The 24,041-nt window shown below is 70.1% G+C and carries 11 protein-coding genes and 1 pseudogene; 7 read left to right on the top strand and 5 right to left on the bottom strand.

The window, feature by feature from the left end; genetic code table 11:
- Positions 1–124: 124 nt before the first annotated feature.
- Positions 125–3,688 carry a beta strand repeat-containing protein gene (locus H958_RS0117130; protein WP_028059568.1) on the top strand — a complete coding sequence of 1,188 codons (3,564 nt, stop codon included), beginning with the start codon at positions 125–127 and terminating at the stop codon, positions 3,686–3,688.
- 327 nt (positions 3,689–4,015) lie between these two features.
- Here H958_RS0117130 and H958_RS43550 read toward each other — a convergent pair whose 3' ends face one another.
- Positions 4,016–4,417: a cupin domain-containing protein gene (locus H958_RS43550; protein WP_051324418.1), complete on the bottom strand. Its 402-nt coding sequence runs from the start codon at positions 4,415–4,417 to the stop codon at positions 4,016–4,018.
- Between H958_RS43550 and H958_RS47615 the strand changes: the two genes are divergently transcribed.
- Both H958_RS47615 and H958_RS43545 read left to right on the top strand, forming a co-directional pair.
- The gene (locus tag H958_RS47615; RefSeq protein WP_196807403.1) at positions 4,407–4,643 is read left to right on the top strand and encodes a hypothetical protein; all 237 of its coding nucleotides are present in this window, start codon (positions 4,407–4,409) and stop codon (positions 4,641–4,643) included. The genes H958_RS43550 and H958_RS47615 overlap by 11 nt on opposite strands.
- Before the next feature lie 554 nt (positions 4,644–5,197).
- Positions 5,198–6,460 (top strand): protein-L-isoaspartate O-methyltransferase family protein, encoded by a 1,263-nt coding sequence (locus H958_RS43545; RefSeq protein ID WP_028059566.1) that lies wholly within the window; start codon positions 5,198–5,200, stop codon positions 6,458–6,460.
- A gap of 440 nt (positions 6,461–6,900) precedes the next feature.
- Here H958_RS43545 and H958_RS0117105 read toward each other — a convergent pair whose 3' ends face one another.
- The gene (locus H958_RS0117105; RefSeq protein WP_231379289.1) at positions 6,901–8,619 is read right to left on the bottom strand and encodes an alpha/beta fold hydrolase; all 1,719 of its coding nucleotides are present in this window, start codon (positions 8,617–8,619) and stop codon (positions 6,901–6,903) included.
- 37 nt (positions 8,620–8,656) lie between these two features.
- On the opposite strand from H958_RS0117105, the gene H958_RS48275 reads away from it, so the two are divergent.
- Entirely contained in the window at positions 8,657–8,908 is a 252-nt protein-coding gene (locus H958_RS48275) for a hypothetical protein (RefSeq protein ID WP_231379294.1), read from the top strand.
- A gap of 173 nt (positions 8,909–9,081) precedes the next feature.
- Here the strand turns inward: H958_RS48275 and H958_RS38080 are convergent, their stop codons facing one another.
- Together H958_RS38080 and H958_RS48885 are read right to left on the bottom strand one after the other, a co-directional pair.
- Positions 9,082–10,119, bottom strand: a complete 1,038-nt coding sequence (locus H958_RS38080) for a metallophosphoesterase family protein (protein ID WP_081685978.1) — start codon at positions 10,117–10,119, stop codon at positions 9,082–9,084.
- Positions 10,120–10,291: 172 nt separating this feature from the next.
- Positions 10,292–18,520 carry an OmpL47-type beta-barrel domain-containing protein gene (locus H958_RS48885; protein ID WP_051324416.1) on the bottom strand — a complete coding sequence of 2,743 codons (8,229 nt, stop codon included), beginning with the start codon at positions 18,518–18,520 and terminating at the stop codon, positions 10,292–10,294.
- 330 nt (positions 18,521–18,850) lie between these two features.
- Between H958_RS48885 and H958_RS48255 the strand changes: the two genes are divergently transcribed.
- Entirely contained in the window at positions 18,851–20,002 is a 1,152-nt protein-coding gene (locus H958_RS48255; RefSeq protein ID WP_051324415.1) for an MFS transporter, read from the top strand.
- Between the two features lie 40 nt (positions 20,003–20,042).
- A complete protein-coding gene (locus H958_RS49105; RefSeq protein ID WP_028059564.1) occupies positions 20,043–20,780 on the top strand; it encodes an AAA family ATPase in 738 nt (245 codons plus the stop codon).
- Positions 20,781–20,891: 111 nt separating this feature from the next.
- On the opposite strand, the gene H958_RS0117080 is transcribed toward H958_RS49105, so the two are convergent.
- A complete protein-coding gene (locus H958_RS0117080; protein WP_028059563.1) occupies positions 20,892–23,645 on the bottom strand; it encodes a helix-turn-helix transcriptional regulator in 2,754 nt (917 codons plus the stop codon).
- 172 nt (positions 23,646–23,817) lie between these two features.
- Between H958_RS0117080 and H958_RS38065 the strand changes: the two are divergent.
- Positions 23,818–24,041: pseudogene (locus H958_RS38065) on the top strand (hypothetical protein); the annotation flags it as partial.

Below are 24,041 nucleotides of genomic sequence, written 5' to 3'. Positions count from 1 at the left end.
GAGCGTCGGCTCAAGCGTCGCTGCGGCGGCGCCTGCCTCAGCCGATTGCGCGTCTGGGCTCAGCGGCCTAGGCACTGCTGCATCGCCGTGTCTGATCGGCAGCGCCGCCGACCTGTATGAGGCGATGAGCGCGATCAACGCCGACACCACCCATCACGGGGCCGCGACCGACGATTACGAGCTGACGGCGGACATCGACGCCACGACGTACTCGACGGGAACCGCCGGCCCGGCCACCTCGTACGGAGCGACTGAGAACTGGAGCGGAATCGACTGGTTCTCGGGGACGTTCAACGGCGACGGGCACACGATCAGCAACCTGAACTACACGAGCGATACCTTCTCCACCACCCTCCCGGCCAGCCCCGGGACGACCGGCCTGCACCTGGGCTTCTTCCGCGTCCTGAACGGCGCCACCGTCGAGAACCTGACGCTGCAGAACGTGCGGGCGAGCAACTCCGCCGTCTCCAATCTCTCGATCGGCGGCGTCTCGGTGTGGAGCTTCGCCTCGACCGTCGCCGGGGTCGCGCTGACCAGTCCGACCATCCTCGATTCACCGGGCGGGGGAAGCAGCTACGTCGGCGGGCTCGTCGCCCTCGCGTACGCCAACGGCTACGCCAACTCCGCCTCGACCGTGTCCGACGGCGGAAGCACCAGCCTGAGCAACAACCTGGTGTCCGGCGGATCGATCGCCGACGCCAACCGCACCGGAGGGATCGTCGGCATGGCCACGGGGCCGACGACGGTCGCCGACAACTTCGTCAACACGACGCTGAGCAACCCCTCCCACCCGGTCGACGGCACCGGTGGCCAGGTCAATACGTACTACTACGTCATCGGCGGCCTGGCCGGTGAGGTGGGCACGACCTACACGACCTCCGACGGGGCACAGGCGGCTGGGGTCTCGATGTCCGGCAACGTGATCGGGGGGACCATCAAGGGCTCGTCGACAGGCCACCGATCGAACAATGGCGTGAACTTCGCCTCCGCCACGGTCGGATACGCCACCGTGGCGGGGCACGTAGGGACTGCCACAAGCCCCACGGCGAGCAACTGGACGTCGACGAACAACCTCGTCAGCTCCGATATCCAGTACACGAACGAGACCGGATCGGGGCTCCCGAACGCCGACGGCACCTCGGTCTCACCCGCGACGCTCAAGACCGAGTCGACGTACTCGGGTACGGACACGGGCTTGACCGATCCGACGACGAGCGCGACGTACGACGATCTCGGCTGGGACTTCGGCACCGGCGGGACGACCGGCTGGGGCTGGACCGGAACCGCGACCGACGGGTCGCCGGCTCCGGCGGTCGCGCCGAGGGTCGCGCTGGACAGCGGCGTGGTGGCGTTCCTCGCGGGGACCGCTCCGTCAGCGTCGACCGTCCTCGTCGATGCCGGCGCCAAGACGAATCGCGGGACGCTGTCAGTCGACACCGGCGGCGTCGACTGGTCGACGCCGGGTACCTACAGCGCGACGGTCACGGCGACCAACGGCGGGTTCTCGGCGTCGAAGTCGCTGACGATCGTGATCGCCTCGGACACCGTGCCGCTCGCCAGGACCACCGGCGGGCTGGAGACGTCGGCCACGGCGCCGAGCGCGGCGGAGCTGCTCACGGCACTTGGCGCCGTGCTGCCGCACGACGACGGCGGGACGCTGGGCGTCGAGTATCCGGGTGGCGAGCCGGATTGGGACACGCCGGGCAGCTACACGGTCAAGGTGACCGACACCGGTGGCGCGGACGGCTTGAAGCCGGCGACGGCGACGATCCGTGTGGTCGCTCCGCCGACGGTGACGGTCGCCAACTCCACGGTCAGCTTCCGTTCCGGCACGACGGTGACCGCGCAGGACGTGCTCGACGCGGTGAGCCCGACGGCGACGTACTCGCCGGGGGACTCGGGCACCGTGACGGCAGATATCTCGAGCGTCGGCTCGGCCGTCGGTCAGTACACGGCGACGATCACCGCGACCGACCGGTACGGCTTTACCAGTGCGCCCGTGACGATCACAGTGGCGATCTCCAAGGGCAACATCCTGCTCGGTGATTCCACGCCGGTGTTCCAGGTGACGACCACTGAGCCCAGCGAACAGGCGATCCTGAGCGCGCTTGGCGTGGTGATGCCGGCCGGCACGACCGGGACGGCGACCGTCAGCGGTTACACGGCCGGCGACTTCCAGACGCCCGGTCAGTATTTGGTGACCGTGTCCGACAGCGACACGTCGGAGGGCGTTCCGCCGGTGACCGCGACGATCGAGGTCGTGCCTGTGTCGGTCACCACGGTGCCGGACGGGACGGTGTACTTCAACACGACCAAGCCGCCGACCGCGGCCAATGTGCTGAGCCAGGCCGGTGCGAAGATCACCGACGGAAGCGGAAACACCGTCGCCGGCTCGCTGAGCGCGGACGTCTCGCAGGTCGACGGCTCCACCGCCGGAACCTATACGGCGACGATCAGCGGCGTCGACATGTACGGCTTCACGACCGCGCCGGTCACGGTGACGGTCGACGTGTCGGCGGCCGTGGTCTCGGTGGCGAACGACACCGCGACGTTCACCGACACGGGGTCGGCGCCGTCGCAGGCCGCGCTGGTCAGCGCGCTCGGTGCGACCGTCTCGGGCAGCACGCGCGGCGGCCGGCCTGTGGTGGATACCTCGAGCGTGGACTGGAGCATCCCCGGGCGCTACAGCGTCATCGTCGGCGACGACGACGCGCATGACGCGGCCGACACCGTGAAGGCCTCGATCCGCGTCGTGCCGGTGCCCGTCGTCACGCTCCCGGTGACGACGGTGTATCTGCCGGTCAACGCGAACGACCCGCTCCCGGCCGCGACGCTGCTCGCGAACTCCGGCGCGAGCCTGACCGATGGTCACGGCAACGCGGTCGCCGGGACGCTCTCCGCGGATACCTCGGCCGTGGACGGGACCGTGGCGGGGACGTACTCGGCGACGATCACCGGTGTCGACGAGTACGGCTTCCACGCGGCGCCGGTGAAGGTGACCGTGCTGCTCTACCTCTCCCCGCAGCGGGCCGGGACCGTGTCGATCGCCGGCACCGCCGCGGTCGGCGAGACGCTCACGGCGAAGCTCACGGGCTGGGCCGGCCTGGTGGCTCCGAAGTATCAGTGGCTGCGGAACGGCCTCCCGATCCCGGGCGCGACCTCGGCGACCTACACCGTCGCGCCGGGCGACGCCGGGCAGCACCTCGCGGTGGAGGTCTCCGAGGCTCCGGACTGGTACGTGCCGGTCTCGGCCATTGCCGCTGACGTCACGGTCGCTGCCCTCGCCGGCGACCTCGGCCCGGGCGGATCGCCCGCTCCTGGCAACCCCACGCCGCCGCTGTCCGGTGGGTCGACGCCCCCGGCCACGACAAGGGTCGCCGCGCCGAAGGTCTCCTCGAGCAGCTACAAGGGCGGCGCCGTCAGGCTCAAGCTTCGCGTGTCCGGCAAGGGCTCGGTCACCGTCAAGATCACGATGAAGTCGGGCAAGAAGACGATCACGCTCGGGACGCGCAAGGTGACGGTCGAGAAGGCCGACACGCTCTCGACGTCCGTGAAGCTCAGCGCGTCGGCCCGATCGAGGATCAAGCATGCCTCTGTGAAGGTGACGGAGACGATCACGTTCAAGTCCTCGACGGGCAAGAGCGTCTCGGCGCACACGACGCTGACGATCAAGCGCGGCGCCCACTGAGGCGCCTGGCGGGCGCGAGCGACGCGCGCTGACCAGGCGCGAGGTCGCTCGCGCCGAGCTGGGCGGGCGGCTCGCCCGGCGCAGACGGCTCCGTGCATCCACGGTTTCGGAGGAGTCAAGTCCCGGGACGTGGGCGCAGGATCGCCCGGCGACGCCGCATCGTCAGCCGGCCCGGGTCTCTGAGGCGATGCGTGACCGGGTCTGCGCGGTTCGCCGGCGGACCGGGTGGGGCTCACCGTTGATCGCCTCGGAGCTCGGGATGGCGCACGCGACCGTCAGTCGCTGCCTCAAGCGGCGCCGACGCCTACCCACAGCGCGGCTGATGTGCTAGTCAGCCCACCAGTCGCGCCGGCCGTCGACGTCTTCGCGCGGAGCCTCGCCGAGATTGGGCGCGCCGATGACGAGGATCTCGAGGCCCTCCGGCCCGGCTTCGTAGCCTCGCCACGTACCGGGCGGGACGCGCACCGCGTCCCATTCCTTGAGCTCGACGATCTCGTCGTCGACCTTCATCCGCCCGCTCCCGCGCAGGACCACGTACACCTCCTCTTGCTTCTTGTGCGTGTGGCCGTACGGAAAGCGATAGCCGGGCGGGACGCGCTGGTAGCTCAGGCCGGATTTCTCCAGCTCGAGCGCCTTGGTCGCCAAGCGGAACTCCAGGTCCGGCGCGCCGTCGAACCTAGAGCCGAGGTCCTCCAGATCCTCCTTGATGTTCCTGAGCGTGAACGGCACGGCGGAAATCCTATGGCACCGCGCAGGACCTGCCACCGCGCTACATAACCTGGTCTCGGCCGCAGCGGATGAGCAGCGCGCGCGGCAGCGCGGCGTCCGCCCGAGCGACGTCATCGTGCCCGATGTCACGAGCGTGCTGCTTCTGCGCAGCAGCGTCACCCTCGCGCGCCGAGGGGTGGCGGAGATGGCAGCGCGCGAGGGGCTGATTCGGCGCTCCGGAGCGTGATCGAGCGGCGACCTTCCGGCGGACGATCATCCGCGATGACGTGACCCTCAAGGCGGCGATCCTCTCGAAGAAGGGCGAGGCGGTCGGCGATCGCGTGACCGCGCCCTTCTGAGGTTCGCCCAGCTGCGCGCAGGCGAGCGGCCTAGTTCGAGTCGCTATGCCGCAGCATGGCCAGCAGGAGCATCGCCCTCACTTCGGCGATGGCGTCCTCGTCCCCCTCGGAGGCCCGACACAACGCACAGGTACATAGAGCCAGGTGAGTGCGCGATACGACCGTGGATTCCTCGATGATGCGCTCGCGGTTCACGGTCTGGCCTCCGGCGTGTCCATGCCGTCGAGGCTATCGGCGTGGGCCTTGGGCGCTCAGTCCTGCCAGCCCTTGCTCTACCTACTGCTTTCCCTAGGAGGAGGGAGGACACCTGGCCCTCTACTCCCGTGAGAGGAGGCGCCCTGGTGAGGCCATCCGCGTTGCCCGTCAGCACGAGGCATCGCCTGGTGAGGGCCGTCTAACCGGCCTTCAAAAGCGTCGCGCGCGGAACGGTAGCGTCACCCGAATGCATCGAGCGCACGAGTCGGAGGCCGCGGCGCTGCGTCGCGGTCTGGTCGAGCAGCTGCGTGCGCGCGGCCTGCGCAGCGAGGCGGTCGCGGACGCGTTCGCGGCCGTGCCCCGCGAAGCGTTCCTTCGCGAGGTCGCCTCGCGCGACGGGCTCGTGGCCGTCTATCGCGACGAGGCGATCGCGGTCAAGGCCGATCGCTTCGGGCGCTGGCTGAGCTCGTCCTCGCAGCCGCTGATCATGGCCGCGATGCTCGAGCAGCTCGATCCGGAGCCAGGGCAGCGAGTGCTCGAGATCGGTGCCGGCAGCGGCTACAACGCCGCGCTGCTGCGCCACCTCGTCGGCGCCGACGGCGAGGTGAGCTCGATCGAGATCGACGCCGAGCTCGCGGACCGCGCCGGCGACGCCCTCGCAACGGCCGGCTACGACGCCCGGGTGCTCACGGGCGACGGCCACGCCGGGTATCAGGAAGCCGCACCGTTCGACCGGATCATCGTGACCGCCAGCACCGACGCGATCCCCAACGCGTGGCTAGACCAGCTGCGTCCCGGCGGCCGCATCGTGCTCCCGCTGCGCTTCGGGGTCGACGTGCTCCCGCAGACGATTGCCGCATACACGCGCCACGGCGTCAGCCTGCGTTCGACCGCGATGACCTGGGGCGGGTTCATGCCGCTGCACGGCGGCGAGGGCGGCGACGGCGGCCCGAACGGTCCGCCGGAGGACGCGGTGAGCGCGAGCGTGTCCGTGCGCGGGCGGCACGCGCTGCTGACGCAGGCGAGCGGTCCCGGGCTCGCGCGATTGTCGGTACACGCGCGGCGGCGGCTGCTCGCGTCGTTGCTCGGCGAGCCGCTTGCGCGCGAGCACGGCGGCGCGGTCGCGGTGCATTGGCCCGCGCCGCCCGACCTGCTGCTCTTCCTCGCGTTGCGCGTCCCGAAGGCTCGGCTGATCGTGATCCACGAACCGCGCCTGCGCGGCGTCGGTGTCGTCGCGCGCGACGGGGGTGGCGCGACGATCGCCGTCTTCCCCGTCGATAGCCTCGAGCGCGGCCAGACCCCGAGTGAGGCGATGTTGCGTTCGCGGCGCCGGCGTTGGCGGCTCGAACGCTACGGTGACGCTGGCGAGGTGCCCGAGCTGACGGAGCTGCTCGACGAGTGGCGCGAATTGGTCCGCGCTCGCAGGACGCGGTTTGAGATCACGGCGCGCCGCTCGCGCGGGCGCGACGCCAAGCTCGAATTCGGCTGGACCGCGGTCGCGTCTGGCTGACGGCTTGGCACGCCGCCGCGCCCGACCACCACGGCCGATGGCGAGACCAGGCCGTCAACGAGAGCGCCGGCCGGGTCGCCCGACGCCAGGGGGTTCCTGACCATCTCCAGCACGAGCAGGCTTCCGTCCCGAGCGAAAGCGAGGATGGTCGACACGGCGATGCAGTCGTGGATCCGCGAGCAGAACCCAGACGTCATCGGCGCGGCGCTTCACGAGCGGTTCGTGCGCTCGCACGCGGAGGGCGCCCTGATTACGCCGGAGCGCTCCGCGGAGGTGCTGCCCGGCCACCTGGCCGGTCACGAGACGGCGCAGATGAGACGCGCCGGCGCACCCGGAGGCGGCTCGATGACTCGGCTTGCACCCGGCGACGCGTTCCCGCCGCTGCGCTTCACGCGCGTCGGCGGCGCTGAGATCGACCTCCCCGGCGAGCGCGCGCGCCCTCAGCGCGCTGGAGCGCGCAGGGCAACCCTCTTTCCACCGAGAACCCCCCGCAACTCCGCGTCCGGTCGCGACGGGCTCCACATCGTCGCCTTCACGGTCAGGGTGCCGGACACGGGTCCGCTCACGGAGACCGTCCCGCCGATGCGCGACGCCGAGTCGAGCAGGACGTCGCCGGACACCGCCACGTCACCGCTGAAGCGTGCGCCGCGGTATGTGTACCTCGTTGCGGCTTTGCGGCGCTGGACCTTGAACGAGCCGCCGCGCAGCCCGCGCCCGCGCGCGCCTGCGAGCCGCGGCGTCTGATAGACCGCGTCCTCCACCGCAGCCCACGCGACGGCGGCCACGCGGCGCGCCAAGGGGGGACCGGTCCCCGAGGCCGGCCGCGACTCCCGCGCCCGGAGGGGGAACCCGGACACGCCCTGGATCTGCTCCACGCCGGTTGCGCCGCCGAAGGGCATGCCGACCTGCGAGTTCGTCCTAGCCGCACATGCTGTGCCGCCCACCTTCAGAGCGTTCAGGAAGTGCACGGCGATGCCGCCCGCGCAGTCGCTCCACAGCGTCGTCACATGGCCCGCGTTCTGGACCGTCACGAACCGCGTGCCGGCAGCGAACAGCGGCAGCAGCGTCCGCTCGGCTGCCGCGTCGAGGTAGTCGAGCCCGCCGCCGAGCAGCAGTGCCGGCACGTTCGCGGGGAACGGCTGGCCGGGCGGGAACGGCGGCTCGGGACGCGTCGGCGCGGGCCACGGCGTGCATGCGTCGGCGCCGGGGATCAGCAGCACGGGTTGCGAGGCGATGAAGCCGGTCCATGCAGCGACGGTGAACGGCGCGGTCGCGGAATTCGGGATCGCCTGGGCGGCGGTCAGGTACTGCGCGCGGCGCGTCGCCTCGGGCGCAGACTTGTCCCACGGGAACACGCTGTCGGCGCAGAACACGGCGTAGTCAGCGCCCACTGACTGCCCGGTCGGCGGCCCGAAGTCCGTCGGCGCGCTGCTCTGGGCCGCCAGCCGCAACAGCGGCGCCTTGTCACCGGCATCCAACGCGTGCGCGGCGGCGAAGATCTCGCCCTGATTGAGGAACGCCGGGTCCGCGAAGTAGTCGTCATAGAGGATGCCGAGCACCTCGCGCTCGCCGACGCGCAGCTTGTGCGGCTTGCCGGACGCGTCGAAGCCGGTGCCGGAGACCGGATGCGCGCGCAGCCGCTTCACGAGTGCCGCGAGCGTCGCGAGCGGGTGCTTCTCGCCCGCCGAGCACGCGGGCGACCGCCGGCATACGCGCACGGTGATCTTCGCCATCGCGCCCGGCAGCGTGCGGAAGAACGCGTCGTCGCTGGAGAAGTCCGGCGAGTCGAGCACTGCCGCGTGCAGGTGATCGGCGTGGCGGTACGCGTACGCCCGGACGTCGACGCCGCCATATGAGACGCCGACGTAGTCGATCTTCGCGTAGCCAAGCGCGGAGCGGACGTCGTCGACGTCGTCAGCGACGTCCCCTGAGCCGTAGCGGTCTGACGCAGCGCCCAGTGAGGCGCCGCATGCGCGCGCCGCGTCGAGCTGATTGCCCTGCACGTGCTGGAGCGCCGGGCAGTCGATCGCCGCCGACTGCCCGATCCCGCGGTGGTCGATCGCGAGCAGGTCGTGATTCTTGAGCAACGGCGCGAGCCTAGCCCGCCACAGGGCGTCAGACAGGATGTTCGAGACGCCAGGCCCGCCGTTCGAGGTCACGATCGCGCTGACCGCGGGGCCGGACTCGGAGTGAGGGGTGAGCTGGAAAGCGATCGGAATCGCCGGACCGGATGGGTTCGCGCGGTCGAGCGGCACGCTCACCGTGCCGCACTTCGCGTTGGCCGCGGCGCCCGCGCCGCACTTCCCGAACACCGCCCTAGGGGCGGCCGCCGCGGCGCTCGGCAGCGTGAGCGCGGCGATGGCGGCCAAGGATCCGAGGACTGCTCTGCGACCGGACATGGCGGCACGGTACTGCTCCGCGCCGAGGGCCGCCGGGGTCACCGGCTGACCGATCGTCATGGAGCGAACAAGCCCGCGGGTTCTTCGCGGCGGCGCTCCCAACCGCGAGCTTCCGTGAACGGCCAGAGGCATCGGTTGACGCCGTGCCGCGCTTCGCGACCGCGATCGCATGTCCGACCGGACCGGCGCCCACGCTCGGGCGGGCGCCGACCCTGGGTGCGGCTACGGCGCGAGCGGCGCGGGGCAGGCCGTGACCTTCTTGGTCACGAACTCGACCGTCTGGCAGGAGAACACGCCGGGGCGCGACGGGTTGACCGTGAGCTTCGTCCACTCGTGCGGGACGTTGGTCGAGCCCTGCACGACGATGCGCGTCAGGTTCGCCGGCTGGCCGGCCGGCTTGTCGATCGTGAGCAGGTGCGAGTCGCCCTCGAGCAGCAGGACGGGCTTGCCGAAGTGCTCCGTCCGCTCGGCGAGCACCGCCTTGACGGCGGCGAACGCCGGGGACGACGCCGCCGACCCGGACCACATGTCGGCCTGCATCCCGATCACGACGCCGGGCGCATGGGTGCGCTCGGCCTGGTCGAAGATCGCGTCGACCCAGTCCAGCGTCGCCGCCTCGCGACGCGTGTACTCCCGTGCGCGCAGCGCGGACTCCGCGCGCGTCTCAGGCGCCGGGTTGCCGGCGGCGTCCTTGCGGTCGCCGAACCATGCGTCCTGGTCGTCGTTGGAGCCGACCACGTGCACGGTGCCGAACACGACGTCGTCGTCGGTCCAGCTGACGTTCTCGGGGTATGCCCTCGACTGGTAGCCGACCTTGGCCGCATGGCGGCCGAGCGTGCGGCCCGGGCGCGAGAAGAACAGCTTGCGCAGCGTGTCCAGCCGCTCGGTCGGCACGTAGCCGCCGTTGTTCGCGCGATGGCAGTCGGTCCACTCGTTGTCGCCGGGCGTGTAGACGAACGGGTCATCGAACGCCTCGAAATCGGCGAGGCGAGCCTGGAAGTACGTCGTGTCGCAGCGGCTCGAGCCGTCCTTGATGTCGCCGAGGTGGATCACGCGCGAGACGTCGGGATCGGCGTTGAGCTCCTGGACGTCCTGGGGGAATTCCGAGATCAGGGCGGGGCCGTAGGGGATGTCGCCGATGACCGCGATCGTCGACTCGCGGCCCGGCTTCGGCCCGTGGTCATGGTGTCCTTCGGCGGCCGCGGCTGGCACCGCGGCGAGCGCGGCGGCCGAGGCCGCGACGAGCAATAGGCGCTTCATCCGCGCCACGCTATGAAGCGCCCGGGCCGGGGATGTGTACACCTCGGGAAGCGCAGTCACGAGATTTGTGTGCCGACGCGCGCCCGCGGTCTGCCGGCGGAGAACGAGCCGCGGTGACGGCAGTCCCGGTCCCCACGGCGCGCCGCGGGGACCGGGACTTGCGGACTGCTGCCTACGGCGTGGTCGCCGACAGGGTGAACGTGATCCGCTTGCTGTAGCGACCCACGACCAGCTTGTCGGTGGCGCCGACAGGCTGCTTGAACTCGAGGCCGACGGGGTCGTTGGCCAGCGGCTCGGCCCAGGACTTCACGAGCCTGGGAGTGCCGCCGATCGGCCCGAACGGGCCGCCGGCGGCGACCTGCAGCGCCTGCGGGAGCGCCGTGGCGCCGTTGACCAGATGGCCCGGAGCGTTCGTGCTCGAGTCCACCGCGGTCAGCGACGTGGTCGGGGAGCTGGACGTCACCTTCGCCGTCAGCGACGTGGTGTAGTCCTTCGCCACGCCCGGGATCAGCGAGCCGAGGGTCGCTGTCCCGGAGATCTCGAGCGACATCACCAGCGGGACGTCCGCGCTGACGTCGGCGTCCTCGGAGTCAGACCCCGACGCCGCCTGGATCGAGAACGCCATGGACTTGGCGGCCTCGGTGTTGCCGGCCTTGTCCTTGGAGCGGTACTCAACCACGTGCGAACCGGCCGCCGAGACCTGGAGCGTCGTCACGAACGGGCTCGCCGAGCTCGTGTTGTCCTTGCGGACCCACTCGCCGGTCGCCCCGCCGGTGTTGACGCGGTACTCCGTGTAGTCCACGCCGGAGCCCGCGGTCGAGCCGCCGCCCTGCGTGACGGTGGCGGTCCCGACCATGCCCTGCCAGCCTTCCGCGCCCTTGTGCGAGTGGATCTTGCACAGGAACGTGTAGGTGCCGGCGGTGTCGACCAGGCTCGTGACCGGCGGGTCGCCCGGCAGGACGATCGCGCCCGGGTTGAGCTTGGTGCCGTCGCTGGTCGGAGACTCGCCGGGCTTGATGATCCACAGGTCGTGGACCGTGCCCGCCGTGGCCGCCGGGAAGTTCCAGCGCACGGTGTCGCCGACCGTCGCGGTCAGCGCGTTCGGCTCCCAGTGATCCGGGAACGCGTTGGCGTCGACCGTCTTCGGCGCGCCGCCGCCCCCGCCGGCCTGAGCCGGATCGGTGGCCGACAGCTGGACGTTGACCGGACCGTTGTAGGTCCCGCCCGCGCCCGGGGTCGCCGGCGTCAGCGAGCTCGTGGTCACCGGCGCGGTGGTGTCGCCACCGGCGGCGCCGATCGTGAAGTCGACCTTCTTGGTCGCCTCCACGTTGCCCGCGACGTCGGTCGAGCGGTACTCGACCGTGTGGGCACCGTTGCCGGAGACCGTCACCGGACCGCGCGCCGAGCCCGCGTCGAGCGGGAGCACGCGGACGTTGCGGTAGTCGATGACGTCGCTGTTGCTGTGGTTCTGCAGGCCGATGTAGCCGCGCGTGAACTGGCGCGCGCTCGTCGACGGATCGCCCGCCCGCGAGGAGGGCTTGTCCGGGGTGTTCTGGAACGTCTGCAGGACCTCGCCGTTTCGGATGATCGTGTACGTCTGGCCGACGACCTTGATCTCGTAGTCGACCCACGTGCCCCGCGGCTGGACCTTCGCCTGCGTGGTGTCCAGCGGCGAGAAGTTGTAGACCGAACCGGTCTTCTGCGGCTCGCTCGCCTGGTTGTCGTTGACCTGGATCTCGTGGCCGCAGTAGATCGCGACCCACGCCTGATCGCTCTGGGCCGAGCCCACCTGGCACGGGTACCGGTTGGCCGCCGTGCGGGTCACGGCCTCGGCCGGGTTCGGGAAGCGCACGAACGCGCCGCCGTTGCCCGTCGAGCCGGTGCCCGAGTCGCGCCACTGGAACTTCAGCGAGAAGTCGCCGTAGTCCTTGACCGGGTACCACGGCATGCCCAGGCCACCGTTCGGGCGGGCGAAGCCGCCGTCCGCGGTGTTCCAGGTCAGGCCGCCCGGACCGGCCTGCGCCCACTTGGCGAGGTCGGCCGCGGAGTTGAGGATCGTCTCCTCCTCGACATAGGGCTTCCACGCGCCGCCGTCGACGCGGATCTCGGTCGCCTTCACGCCCGAGGTCGCGTCGGTCGCGTCGAGATCGACCGCGACGTCGCCGTCGTAGGTGGCCTTCGGCGCCTCGCCGTTGAGCTTGGCCGAGGTCGTCGGGGCGGTCTTGTCGATCTTGAACGTCACCGTCCGCGTCGACTCGACGTTGCCCTTCTTGTCGGTCGAGCGGTACTCGATCGTGTGCGAGCCGGCCGAGCTGACCGTGAACGGCGCCGTGTAGGCGGTCCAGGTCGCGGTGCCCTGCTCGCGGTACTCGGTCTTGTCGAGGCCCGACCCGCCGTTGTTGTCGGTGGCGTTGAGCGTGACCTTGACGTCGGAGTCGTACCAGCCGCCGTCACCGTTGGGCGTCGTCGGGTCGAGCACGCTCGTCGTGTTCGGCGCCGTCGAGTCGCCACCGGTGCTGCAGCCGTCCGAGGCGACCGTGAACGACTCGAGCTCGACGTTCTTGTTCGCCGTGTTGGCGTCGCGCTTGCCGAACACGCCGATGCGGTAGCCGCCCGGCTGGTTGAGGTACTGCGTCGTCGAGATCGGCGCGCCGAACGTCGTGAACGTGACCCCGTCCAGCGACGTCGCCGTGGTCAGCGTCTTGGCCACGTCGTCGTAGGCGAGCCGGACCCAGACGTAGTCGCCGCTGACCGCGAGCGCACCCGAGTTCGGGTAGGGCACGGTAGCCGGCGGCAGCGTGATCGCCGCCCCGTTGGACGTCAGCACCCGCTCCGCCCACTTGCCCGGCTGGCTGCCGGACGTGTTCGGATCGGTGTCGTTCTTGTACTGCACCGTCGCCTTGACGAAGTAGTTCGGGCTGAAGCTGTTCACCAGCCCCAGTCCGAGCGCCTCGCCATCCGCGGACAGGCCGGCATGCACGACCTTCGCGGTCGCGGTCCACGAGCCCGCCGGGGCCTGCTGCAGCAGCAGCTGGGCGTTGCCCGTCGCCGCGTACAGGTCGGCCTGGCGCAGCGGGACCACCAGGCGGCCGTTGGCCACCGTCAGGTCCGCACCCGCGATCGGGTTCACCAGCTGCCACTTCGGGTCGATGGTCGAACCGGTGAACTCGTCGGTCTCCGGGCACTGCCCGTTGCCGCCGCAGTCCTCACCGGAGATCTGCGGGTCGGCGGAAGCGACGACGTTGAACGCGTCGAACTGGGCGACGTCGTCGGTCCCCCCGGCGTCGTGCTTGGCGAACACGCCGACTCGGAGCCCGCCGGGCTGGGACAGGTACTGCGTGACCGAGATCGGCGCGCCGAACGAGGTGAACGTCGTTCCGTTGGTCGACGACCAGGTCGTGATCGTCTTGGTGGTGTCGTCGTAGACGAACCGCACCCAGATGAAGTCACCGGAGGTGCTGAGTCCACCGGAGTTGGGCCACGGGACCGTCGCCGGCGGCAGGACGACCGACTGGTTGTTGACCGTCAGCACGCGCTCCGCCCACTTGCCGGGCTGGTTGCCGGAGGTGTTCGGATCGGTGTCGGCCTTGTATTGCACCGTCGTCTTGAGCAGGTGGTTCGGGTTGAGCTGGTTGATCAGCGCCAGTCCGGCCGCCTCGCCGTCACGGTCGATGCTCGCGTGGGCGACCTTCGCGGTCGCCACCCACGAGCCGGTCGGCGCGTTCTGCATCAGCGCCTGCGCGTTGCCCTGATCGGTGTAGAGGTCGCCCTGCAGCATCGGCATCGTGAGACGCCCGCCGCCCACGGTCGGCGGGTTACCCGCGGCCGGGTTGACGATCTGCCACTTCGGATCGAGGGCCGAGCCGCTGAACTGATCCGACTGCGGCGAGCAGGAGCCGTTTCCGCCGCCTGGGAGGTCGATCGCGAACGTGACCGACCCGTTCGGTGTCTCGACATTGCCCGCGCGGTCACGCGAGCGGAACTCGACTGTGTGGTAGCCCTCGTCGCCGATCGTGAACTCGGTCACGAACGGGGAGGCGTTGCCGGAGTTCTCGCGACGCGTGTAGGCGCCGCCGTCGATCCGGTACTCGGTCCACTCGACGCCGGCACCGCCGGCGCCGTCGTTGGCGCGCAGCGCGACCTTCACCGCCGCGGTGTAGCTGCCGGCCGGAGTCTGGTCGTTGAGCTGGACCGTCGTCGTCGGCGCGACGGTGTCGTCGCTGACCGGCACGGCCGTGGTCTTGGTCGCCTTCTCGTCGTCGGCGTAGGTCACCGTCAGCTTGGCGCTGTAGGTGCCGGGCTCGGCGTAGACATGCGTCGGATCGGTGCCCGCCGCGGTCTGGCCGTCTCCGAAGTCCCACTGGTAGGAGACGCCGCCGGAGGCGCCGATCGAGAACTGGATCTGACGTGCCGAGGCGGTCTTCTGCCATTGCGGGTCGGGGCCCGGGGTGTCGGCGCCGCCGGTGTACTTGAAGCGGTACAGGCCGGCGTTGGAACCGGTGGTGAAGAAGCCCTCGTAGACCTGCACGTAAAGCGCGCCGTCCGGACCGAACTTCGAGTCCATGTAGTTCGCAGCCCAGGGCAGCGAGCCGCGGAAGCTGTCCGCGTAGATCGGCTGCGAGCCGTCCTGATCGGTCGCCGGATCCAACAGCAGCGCGTGCTTGGCGCTGGTGTTGCCGAAGTCGTTCAGGAACCAGCGGCCGTCCCAGTACTTCGGCCAGCGCGCGGAGTTGTCCGCGCCCTCCTTGTAGCGGTAGATCGGGCCCGTGAACACCGTCGCGCCGGAGGCGGTCAGGTACGGGCACAGCTGGGTCGGCGTCGCGCCGTAGTTCGGGGCGTTGTCGGCGCCCAGCTCACGCGGGAACTGCGGGCAGCCGTTGCCGTTGTTCGGGTTGCCGCGCGAGTACCACACGTTGTTGGAGTGCGCGGTGCCCGCGTCCTTGCCGGTGCCGGTCTCGTGCGGCAGGGTCACGAGACCCGTGTTGTTCGTCGAGTCGTTGACGAGGTTGTTGCAGTCGTACCAGCCCGCGGTCGGGTTGGACGCCGGACCGCCGTTGACGAAACCAGCGCCGTTGGTGGTCCGCAGCGAGCCGTCGGCGACGCGGTCGCGATACGCCTGCTTGTTGCCCATGCAGTACGGCCAGCCGTAGTTGCCCGCCGTCGGCAGCTGCGTGGCGGTCTCGTACGTCGACGGACCCTGGGTCGCCGACGGCGAGCCGGCGTCCGGGCCGACCCACGCGGCGAACGGGACGTCGGTCTCGGGATCGATCGTCATGCGCGACGGGTTGCGCAGGCCCATGGCGTAGATCTCGGGCTTGGCCTTGCCGCCGCCGCCCTCGGTGCCGTCGAACAGGTTCGGCCCGTTGGGCGAGCTCGCGGTCGGCAGCGAGTAGGTGGTTCCCACCCCGACTACCGGCTTCGCCCCGTCCGCAAGGTTGTCGATCGGGTTGAAGCGCAGCATCTTGCCGTTGTAGTTGTTGGTGTTGCCGGCGGTTCTGCGTGCGTCGTTGAACGCGACGTTGTTGCTGCCGCAGTGCGTGTTGGTCGCCTGCGTCGGGTCACCGGTCGGGCAGCGCTGGGGCTGGTAGTTGCCCGAGTAGCCGTTCGTGCTCTGCGACGAGTTGTCGTCGCCGACGGTGACGTAGAGGTTGCCCTCGGAGTCGAACGCCATGCCGCCGCCCTGGTGGCAGCAGCTCCAGATCTGCAGGTCGTAGTTGAAGATCACGACCTCGGAGTCGAGATCGAGCTTCTTGGTCTGCAGATTGATGGTGAAGCGCGAGATGCGCGCCTGGGCCATCTTGGTGATGCGGCGCTGGTCGCCGTCGGCCATGCCCGGGTGGACCGGGTTGTCCGGGTTGAACGTCGGGACGTACTGCAGGTAGACGTGGCCGGTCGTGCCGAAGTCGGGCGCGGCGGCAACGCCGAGCAGTCCGGTCTCGATCTTGCCGTTGACCTCGTTTCCGCCCCCACGGTCGCCATAGACGGGCAGCACTGCCGCCTGCGTCACGCCGGAGTTGACGGTGCCGTTGTCGGCCTTCGGGTCGTAGATGTGGATCGGGCCGCAGCCGACGCCGACGTTGCGGTTGGCGAAGTCGAGGATGATCGGCGAGGAGGCCTGGCCGATCATCTTGCCGCGCTCGGCGTTGGTGCGACAGTCGGCGCGGCCGATGTAGATCGCCCACCCGTTGTTGGCCAGCGACACGCCGTGCGACTCGCCCGAGTTGGCCAGGTCGCCGGAAGCGGCGCTGACCACGCGCTCGGTCGAGTAGTTGGACATGATCGTGGCCTTGCAGCCACCGCGCACGAGACCGGCGGACCACTGGATCGCGCCCAGCAGGTGCTTCTTGAGATCAGCCTGGCCGAAGGCGGCGGCCGTCCGGCCCATGCCGGTGTAGAAGGAGCGGCCGCCCTGGTAGTCGCGGCACCAGGAGATCGGCCAGTCGGTGCCGCCCGTGGCGGTGCCGTCGCCCGCCGGGGCGTTGGTCGCGTGGTAGCGCGCGACGGTGTGGACCGTGCCCGTGGGCCGCGGGTTCCACCGGTAATAGATGTCGTTGCGGGTCCACTCGAGCGGCAGGCTCCTCGTGGACGGATGCACGCGGTCGCCGAACACCACGACCTGGTCAGAAGCCGTTGTCGGGCTCGCGGCGTCGGGGCGGGCGCCGATCAGCCCGGTGACGAAGGCGTTGCCGGGTTCGGCCTCCGCGGCTTCACCGATCCCCACGAAGCCGCCGCCGCCCTGGATGTAGCCCTGCAGGGCGGTCTCCTGGGCCGGGTTGAGGAGGTCGCCCTTGTTGTCGAGGAAGACGACGGCGCGGTAGCCGGCGAGGTTCCCGGCCGTGAAGGCAGTCGCATCAGAGGTCTCATCGACCTTGAAGTCGTTGGCGTCCCCGAGCGCCTCTAGGGCGTCGACACCGGCGGCTATGGTCGCGTCGGCGGTCCCATGGAACACGAGCACCTTCGGCGGCGTCTGCGCGCCGGCGATCAGGATCCGCTCCACGGCGTCGTCGCTGTTGGAGTCGATCACGACACGGGCGACCGAGGTGTAGTTCGGGCGTGTCGGCTTGAAGCCGGCGTTGATCGTGCAGCTCGCGTTCGGCGCCAGCGTCTTGCCGCGGCAGTTCTCGCTGACGATGGCGAAGTCGCCGGCCGTCGTGTCGCCGCCGTCCTCGGCGTCGGCCTGGATCCGGATCGCGTTGCCGGCGCTCGAGATCACGAGCGGGGCGTCACCGTCGTTGGTGACCTGGATCGGCGCCTGGTTGTCGGCCGCGGGCGTGCCCAAGGGCACCGAAGGGAAGAACTTCGGACTGGCCTTCAGCGACGGGGCGGGGTCGCCCTTCGTCGCGATCGCGCTCTCGGCGCTGTTGCGGAACGGGTTGAAGTTCGTCGGCCCGCCGATCCCGACCGGGTCGCGTTCGACGAAGTAGTACTTGGTCTTGTTCTTGGCCGACGCGAACAGTGGCGCGAAGTTGATGCCCCCCTGGCCGGCCGTGCGCTGGTCCGCGTCGCCGCAGTCCGGGCGGATGCCGCTCGCGGCCATGTCCTTGACATGGAAGGAGATGACGCGGCTGCCGAACTTCTGGATCATGCTGTTGACGTACGCGGCACCCACGCCCGGATCGGCGGGACTCGCGTGGCCCGATGCGCCGCAGACCGCCCAGCCGATGTCGATCTGGCCGACGACGTAGCGCGGGTCGGTGTGCTCCATCACGATCTCCCAGGCGCTCTTGAGCACCCCGTTGTCCGTGAACCGCGTGCTGAACTCGCTGTTGTGGTTGTGGAAGTACGCGGGACCGACGCCGGCCTCGACCGAGCGCTTGCCGAGCTTGTTCAGCTGCAGCGCGGTCTGCAAGGTCTGCTGATAGCTCCCGAGACCACCGGCGCCGTCCGCGCCGCCCTCGCCGACCATGTCCTGGCCGAGGATCTTCGCGGCCGCGATCTCGCCGTCCCACGTGGTCTCGCTCAGGCTCCCGTGACGAGCCGGGAAGCGGAGGCCGTACTTGTCGCCCAGCGCTCGCAGGTCCAGCATGCCCTGCCGGTTGCCCTGCGGATTCGAGCTGCTCGGGAACGGATTGCCCGGATAGCCGTAGAGCTCGACGTTCTTGATGCCCTGCGCTTGCAGGAATGCGAACAGCCGCTCCATGCGCGCCGTCACGTTGTTGGCCGGCATCGTGGGCACGCAGTAGGGCGTCGCCGGCGCCGGCGAGGCCGGGCAGAGGATCTCCCCCGAACCTCCGCTCAGGTAGTCCCTGAAGTTGTACAGCTGAATGCCGCTCTGGCCCACGGGCGCACCCTCGCCCATCGACGCCGGCCGCTGTGCCTGCGCAGCGCCGGCGGTCGCGAGAAGCGCGCCCGCCGTCAGCGCAGCGGCCATGGCCATCCGCACCTTCCGGTATCCCAGCATCAAATCCCTCTCCTCTCGACGGACCGACTTATGTCAGTCCGCACGGCGAAAGTCTAAGCGGAGAGCAGAGATGAGCGCAAATTTAGGTTTCGCCAGCTACCGAAGCTGGGCCCGTCCTCGTTGCCCAATGGTGCGATCGGGGCTTGAACGACCAAATCCCGTGGGTCATTCTCATGTTTTTACGAGTCGCTGATCCGCAAGAAAGGCCCGATCGACGAGCGGCGTCGCGCTCCCAGCGGCATGCCCCATCCGCGGACGCGGCCGAGGGTACGTCCCCGAGGTCGCGGCGCAGCATCGTGGTAGGGCACGGGACGGGTAACGTCGCGGACCGTGGGGTTGTCTGATCGCGACGAGCTGGTGTTGGGCCTGCTGGCCGCTCCCGGGCTGCCTACGGAGGTCGCCGAAGCGCTGGCTGAAGACCTGCCCGGGCTGCTCGCGGACCGCGTGTCCGGCGTGGTCTCGTGGCGCGTCCCTGTCCGGACCGACCCCGCGGTGGCCGACATCGGTCAGGGTGTCGAGGCCATCGACTTCGCGCGTGCGCGCTTGCTCCGCGAGTGCTGGGATATGGCTGTCTGCATCACTGATGCCCCGTTGCGCATCGGAACACGTCCTGTCGTCGCGGACGCCAGTGCCACGCATGGGGTGGCACTGATCTCGCTGCCCGCGCTCGGAGCGGTACAGACTCGCCGTCGCGCGCGCGACGCGGTCATCCGGCTCGTCGACGGACTGGTCGGCGAGAGCCTCGAGCTCGGCGAGCGTGGCCCGAGGCGTCGCGCGCGGGTCAGCCATCGGATCGCCTCTTTGGCGGCACCGATCCGCGCGGTCGAACCGCCGGACGACGACGTCGATCTCCGCTTCGTCGCTGCGGTGGTGCGCGGGAACGTGCGGCTCTTAGCCGGCATGGTCCGCGCCAACAGGCCCTGGCGCCTGATCGTTCGGCTCTCGCGGGCGCTGGCGGCCGCCGCAGCGGCGGTCGTCTTCGCGCTCGTCACCTCGGACCTTTGGGTGCTGGCGGATGCTCTGAATTGGCTTCGCCTCCTTGTCCTCACCGTGCTGTCGGTCGGGGCGACCGTCGTCTGGCTGATCGTCTCGCACCGCCTGTGGGAGGCGCGGCAGGGGAGAGGGAGCCGTCAGCAGACAGTCCTTTTCAACGTGGCTACGACGCTGACCCTGCTACTCGGAGCCGCGTCGCTGTATGCGGCGCTGTTTGCGCTCACCATCGGGGCGGCCGCAGTGGTGATAGACGCCGGGGTTCTGGGGGAGGCACTCGGTCACGACGCCGACGTCGGCGACTACGCGGCCCTGGCCTGGATGGCAAGCTCGCTCGCGACGATCGCGGGTGGGCTGGGGGCCGGCCTTGAGACCGACGAAGCCGTGCGGGAGGCCGCTTACGGCTACCGCGTCGAGCGAGCCAGCGAGCGCGACAGCCGGAGCATCGAGTCCGCGTCGGGCGAGTCCAGCAGAGAGGACTTCGCGGCGTAGGTTCGGGGTAGGGCAGGGATGGGCCGAGTCTCGCCACACCGTGTCGCGCCTGGTCGGCGCGCCGCCGGGCTACGTCGGCTACGAGGATGCCGGTCAGCTCACCGAGACCGTGCGCCGGCGTCCCTACTCGGTGCTGCTGCTCGACGAGATCGAGAAGGCGCACGCCGACGTCTTCAACATCCTCCTGCAGCTGCTCGATGACGGACGTCTCACGGACGGCCAGGGCCGCACCGTCGACTTCCGGCACACGCTCGTGATCATGACCTCGAACCTGGGGGCCGACCGCATCCAGGCGCACGCGCGGCGCAACGAGCCGTTCGAGGAGCTGAAGGACGAGCTGATGGACATGCTGCGGCAGAGCTTCAGGCCCGAGCTGCTCAACCGGATCGACGAGATCATCATCGTGTTCCGCTCGCTTGACCGAGATCAGCTTGTGCAGATCACGCGGCTGCTGCTCGACCGGGTCGCCCGGCGAATGCGTGCCCAGGGCGTGGAGCTAGAGGTGTCCGACGACGCAGTCCAGTACCTGGCGAACGCCGGCTTCGATCCCCAGTACGGGGCGCGCCCACTGCGGAGGGCGATCCAGCGGCTGTTGGAGGATGAGCTCTCGGAACGGCTGCTCGCGGGCGAGATCGGGCCCGCCAGCGCGTGCGGGTCGACCTGCGTGACGGCCGGCTCAGCGTGGAGACGGTGGCCGCTCGAGAGGCGTCGGAAACCGGCGCCCGCGCCTGACGAGCCGACCGCCCCTGTGCCGTCGGGCCACGGAGCCGCTGCATAGGCACGCGTCTGGGCGAAGGCGTTGGGAACTCCACTTGGCGGTCGGCAGTGGCACGGTAGACCGGTCGGTGATCAGTGCGATCGACTGCGCGAGCCGATCTATCCGGGCCTATCAGGACTCCCGAGCCGCGGTGTTGGTGTGTGCGCCTGGCTGGAGCAGGTGCTGTTTGAGTTGGTGGCGGGATTTGATTCCGAGCTTGCGGAACGCTTTGCGGAGGTGGTAGTCGACGGTGCTGGGGCTGATGAACAGCTGCGCCGCGATTTCCTGGTTCGTGGCCCCCCCTGCTGCGAGGCGGGAGATCTGTGCTTCCTGGGGGGTCAGTTCATCGCGCGTCTCGACGGACCGTTTCCGCGCGTGCTCGCCGGTCGCCTCGAGCTCCACCCGGGCGCGCTCGGCGAACGCTTCCATGCCGAACTCCGCGAACAGCTCGTGGGCGGTGCGTAGCTGCTCACGCGCGTCCAGCCGGCGGCGCTCGCGGCGCAGCCATTCGCCATAGACGAGGTGGGCGCGGGCGAGTTCCACGCGGACGCGGGTCCGCTCGAGCCGCTGGATCGCCTCGCGATAGAGCGGCTCGGCGGCTTCGCCGTCGGTCAACAGCGCCCGCGAGCGGGCTTCGACGCCGAGCGCCCAGTCGGTGCCACTGGCGCCGGTTGTCTCGGAAAGCTGGGCGAGGGCATCGACCGCGAGCCCGGCCGCCCCGCTCCGGGCGGCTGCCTCGATCAGCTCGACCGATCCCCAGTTACGCCACCACGAGGCGTGTGTGTCCTCGGCGGCCTGCTGCGCCGCGGCGAGCGCCTCCTCGTAGCGGCCCAGGCCGTTGTGGAGCACAGCGGTCACCCAGTGAACGAATGTCAGCCCCCCTTGTCCCTCGCCGCGACGCACGACCTCCCGTGTCGTGGCCTCGATCACCTGGGCGGCCTCGGCTTCGCGGCCGTGGAAGGCGACATGGGCCAGCCCCACGTACGGCGCGAGGCTCGCGCCCGTCACCTCGTTGACCGCCGCCGCCTCCTCGAGCAGTGAAGAGGCCGTGGCGAACTCCCCCGCGAACAGATGCACCGCCGAGCGTGTCGCCAGTGCCAAGGGGAGCCCGCTCAGCGCACCGGCATCACGCGCTAGCTGGACGAAGCGCGCCGACAGCACATCCCACGTCTCGTCGTCCCACAAAAATGCCGCGACACGGGATGCGAGCGACAGCCACCGACGCCCTTCGCCTCGCGAGATGTCCTCGTCTCGGAAGGCGTTGACCGCCGTCCGCAACGTCGGTGTTCCCGCGGCGTATCCCTCTGCGACCAGCAGCCCCAGTCCATCCAGCAACAGGTCAGACGCGCGCGGAGGCTGCGACGATGTAGGCGCCGCTCTGGCGGCCCGCGCGGTCTCCAACACACTCTCGTCGCTCGCGAGGATACCGGGGAAGAACACGGCGGTGAGCGCTTCTAGATAGGTGTCACGGGCGAGCTGCTGATCGAGTGGTTCGAGCCGCTTGGCGGCCTTCAGCAGCAGAGGTGGAGCATCGCTACCGCGGCCCAGCGAGAATGCGATCTGACCGCGAAGCAGGTCGACTTGGGGGCGCTGGAGTTCGTTGAGCGGTCCGGATTCGGCGATGTTGACGAGTCGGAGCGCGGAGTCAAACGCGCCGGCTTGGTGTTTGGCCTGTGCTGCCGCGAGCGCGCGTGCTGCGCGGCGCGAGGGCTCGGGTGTGAGGACGGCTGCTCGTTCTAGGAACGCGGCTGCTGCCGCCAATCCTCCGCGCGCCTGAGCGCGGCCGGCTGAGCGCTCGAGCTCAGACGCGACGTCCTCGTCGAATCCCGGCGTCGCTTGGGCGAGATGCCAGGCGAGGCGATCGGGATCGACCTCAGGGTCGGTCGCGTCGGCGAGCGCGCGATGTACGGCCTGCCTGTCCTCGGTCGACGCGGCGCGGTACACCGACGAGCGGACCAGCGGGTGACGAAAGGTCACGCTCGCGCCGATCGCGAGCAACCCATCGGTCTCCGATGCTGCCTTGACGCCGATCCCGAGCCGGCCGGCCGCCCGCCACACCAGCACCGGGTCGCCGACAGGCTCTGCCGCCGCCACCAACAACAACCGCTGAGTATCCGCCGGGAGCCCCGCGAGCCTGCGGCGGAAGCTGTCCTCGATCCGCCCCGACAGCCCCGGCGCGTCCAGCAAGCCGAACCCGCCCGCCAGCTCAGCCGGCGTCAACCCCCGCGGCAACTCCAGCAACGCCAGCGGATTGCCGCGCGTCTCGGCGACGAGCCGGTCCCTCACCCGCTCATCCAACGGAACCCGGACCGCCGAGCTCAACAGCGCCCGCGCGTCACCATCCCGCAGCCCTTCGACCACCAGCTCCTGAAATCCCTGGAGCTCATCGCCCGGGTCGCGCGTCACCAATACCAGCGCGACCGACTCCGCCAACAGCCGCCGCGCAACGAACACAAACGCCTGCCCCGAGGCCCGATCAAGCCACTGCGCATCATCAACCACACACAGAAACGGCTGCTCCTCGGCCACCTCCGCCAACAGGCTCAGCACCGCCAACCCCACGAGAAACCGATCCGGAGCGTCCCCCGCCCGCAACCCGAACGCAACCTCCAGCGCATCCCGCTGAGGCGCAGGAAGCCGGTCCAGCCGATCCAGCAGCGGCGCGCACAACTGCTGCAAGGCCGCGAACGCAAGCTCCATCTCCGACTCCACACCAACCGCCCGCGCAACCCGAAACCCCGAAGCCGACCCGATCGCAGACTCCAACAGCGCCGTCTTGCCAACCCCTGGCTCGCCGCTGACTACCAACACCCGACTCTGCCCGCGACGCACCTCATCGAGCAGCCGCTCCAGCGCCTCGAGCTCGACGCGCCGACCGTGCAACACCTACGCCGGCCCCTCGGTGAGCATGCAACGCCGACGATACCGGGCCAGCGCTGCTGCCGGTGCTCCCGTCGGCTAGCTACTTGCCCCGGAAATAGTCGCGGTCGTTGACGCGGTTCCGTCCGACGCGGTAGGGATCATTTGCCTGCAAATCGGGCGATTTTGGAGGTTGGCTGTGCTGCGCTTGTCGGGCGGACAGGTGGAGTCGTTGTTTGATCTCGGGCTGCCGGTGCAAGTGGCCGAGTTGCCCGCGGATCTCGCGGCGCTGGACGAGTTGCTGGCCGAGCCGGGGGTGTTGGCGCCGATCGAGGCGTCGTGGGCCGAGGACGCCGTGTGGTTCGGGCGCCCGACGGTGCCGATGGACAGGTTCGTGCGGTTGATGATCGTCAAGGCGCGGTC

This window comes from Candidatus Solirubrobacter pratensis (assembly GCF_000425945.1).
GTDB lineage: Bacteria > Actinomycetota > Thermoleophilia > Solirubrobacterales > Solirubrobacteraceae > Solirubrobacter > Solirubrobacter pratensis.
This window is presented reverse-complemented; position numbering and strand designations above follow the sequence as displayed.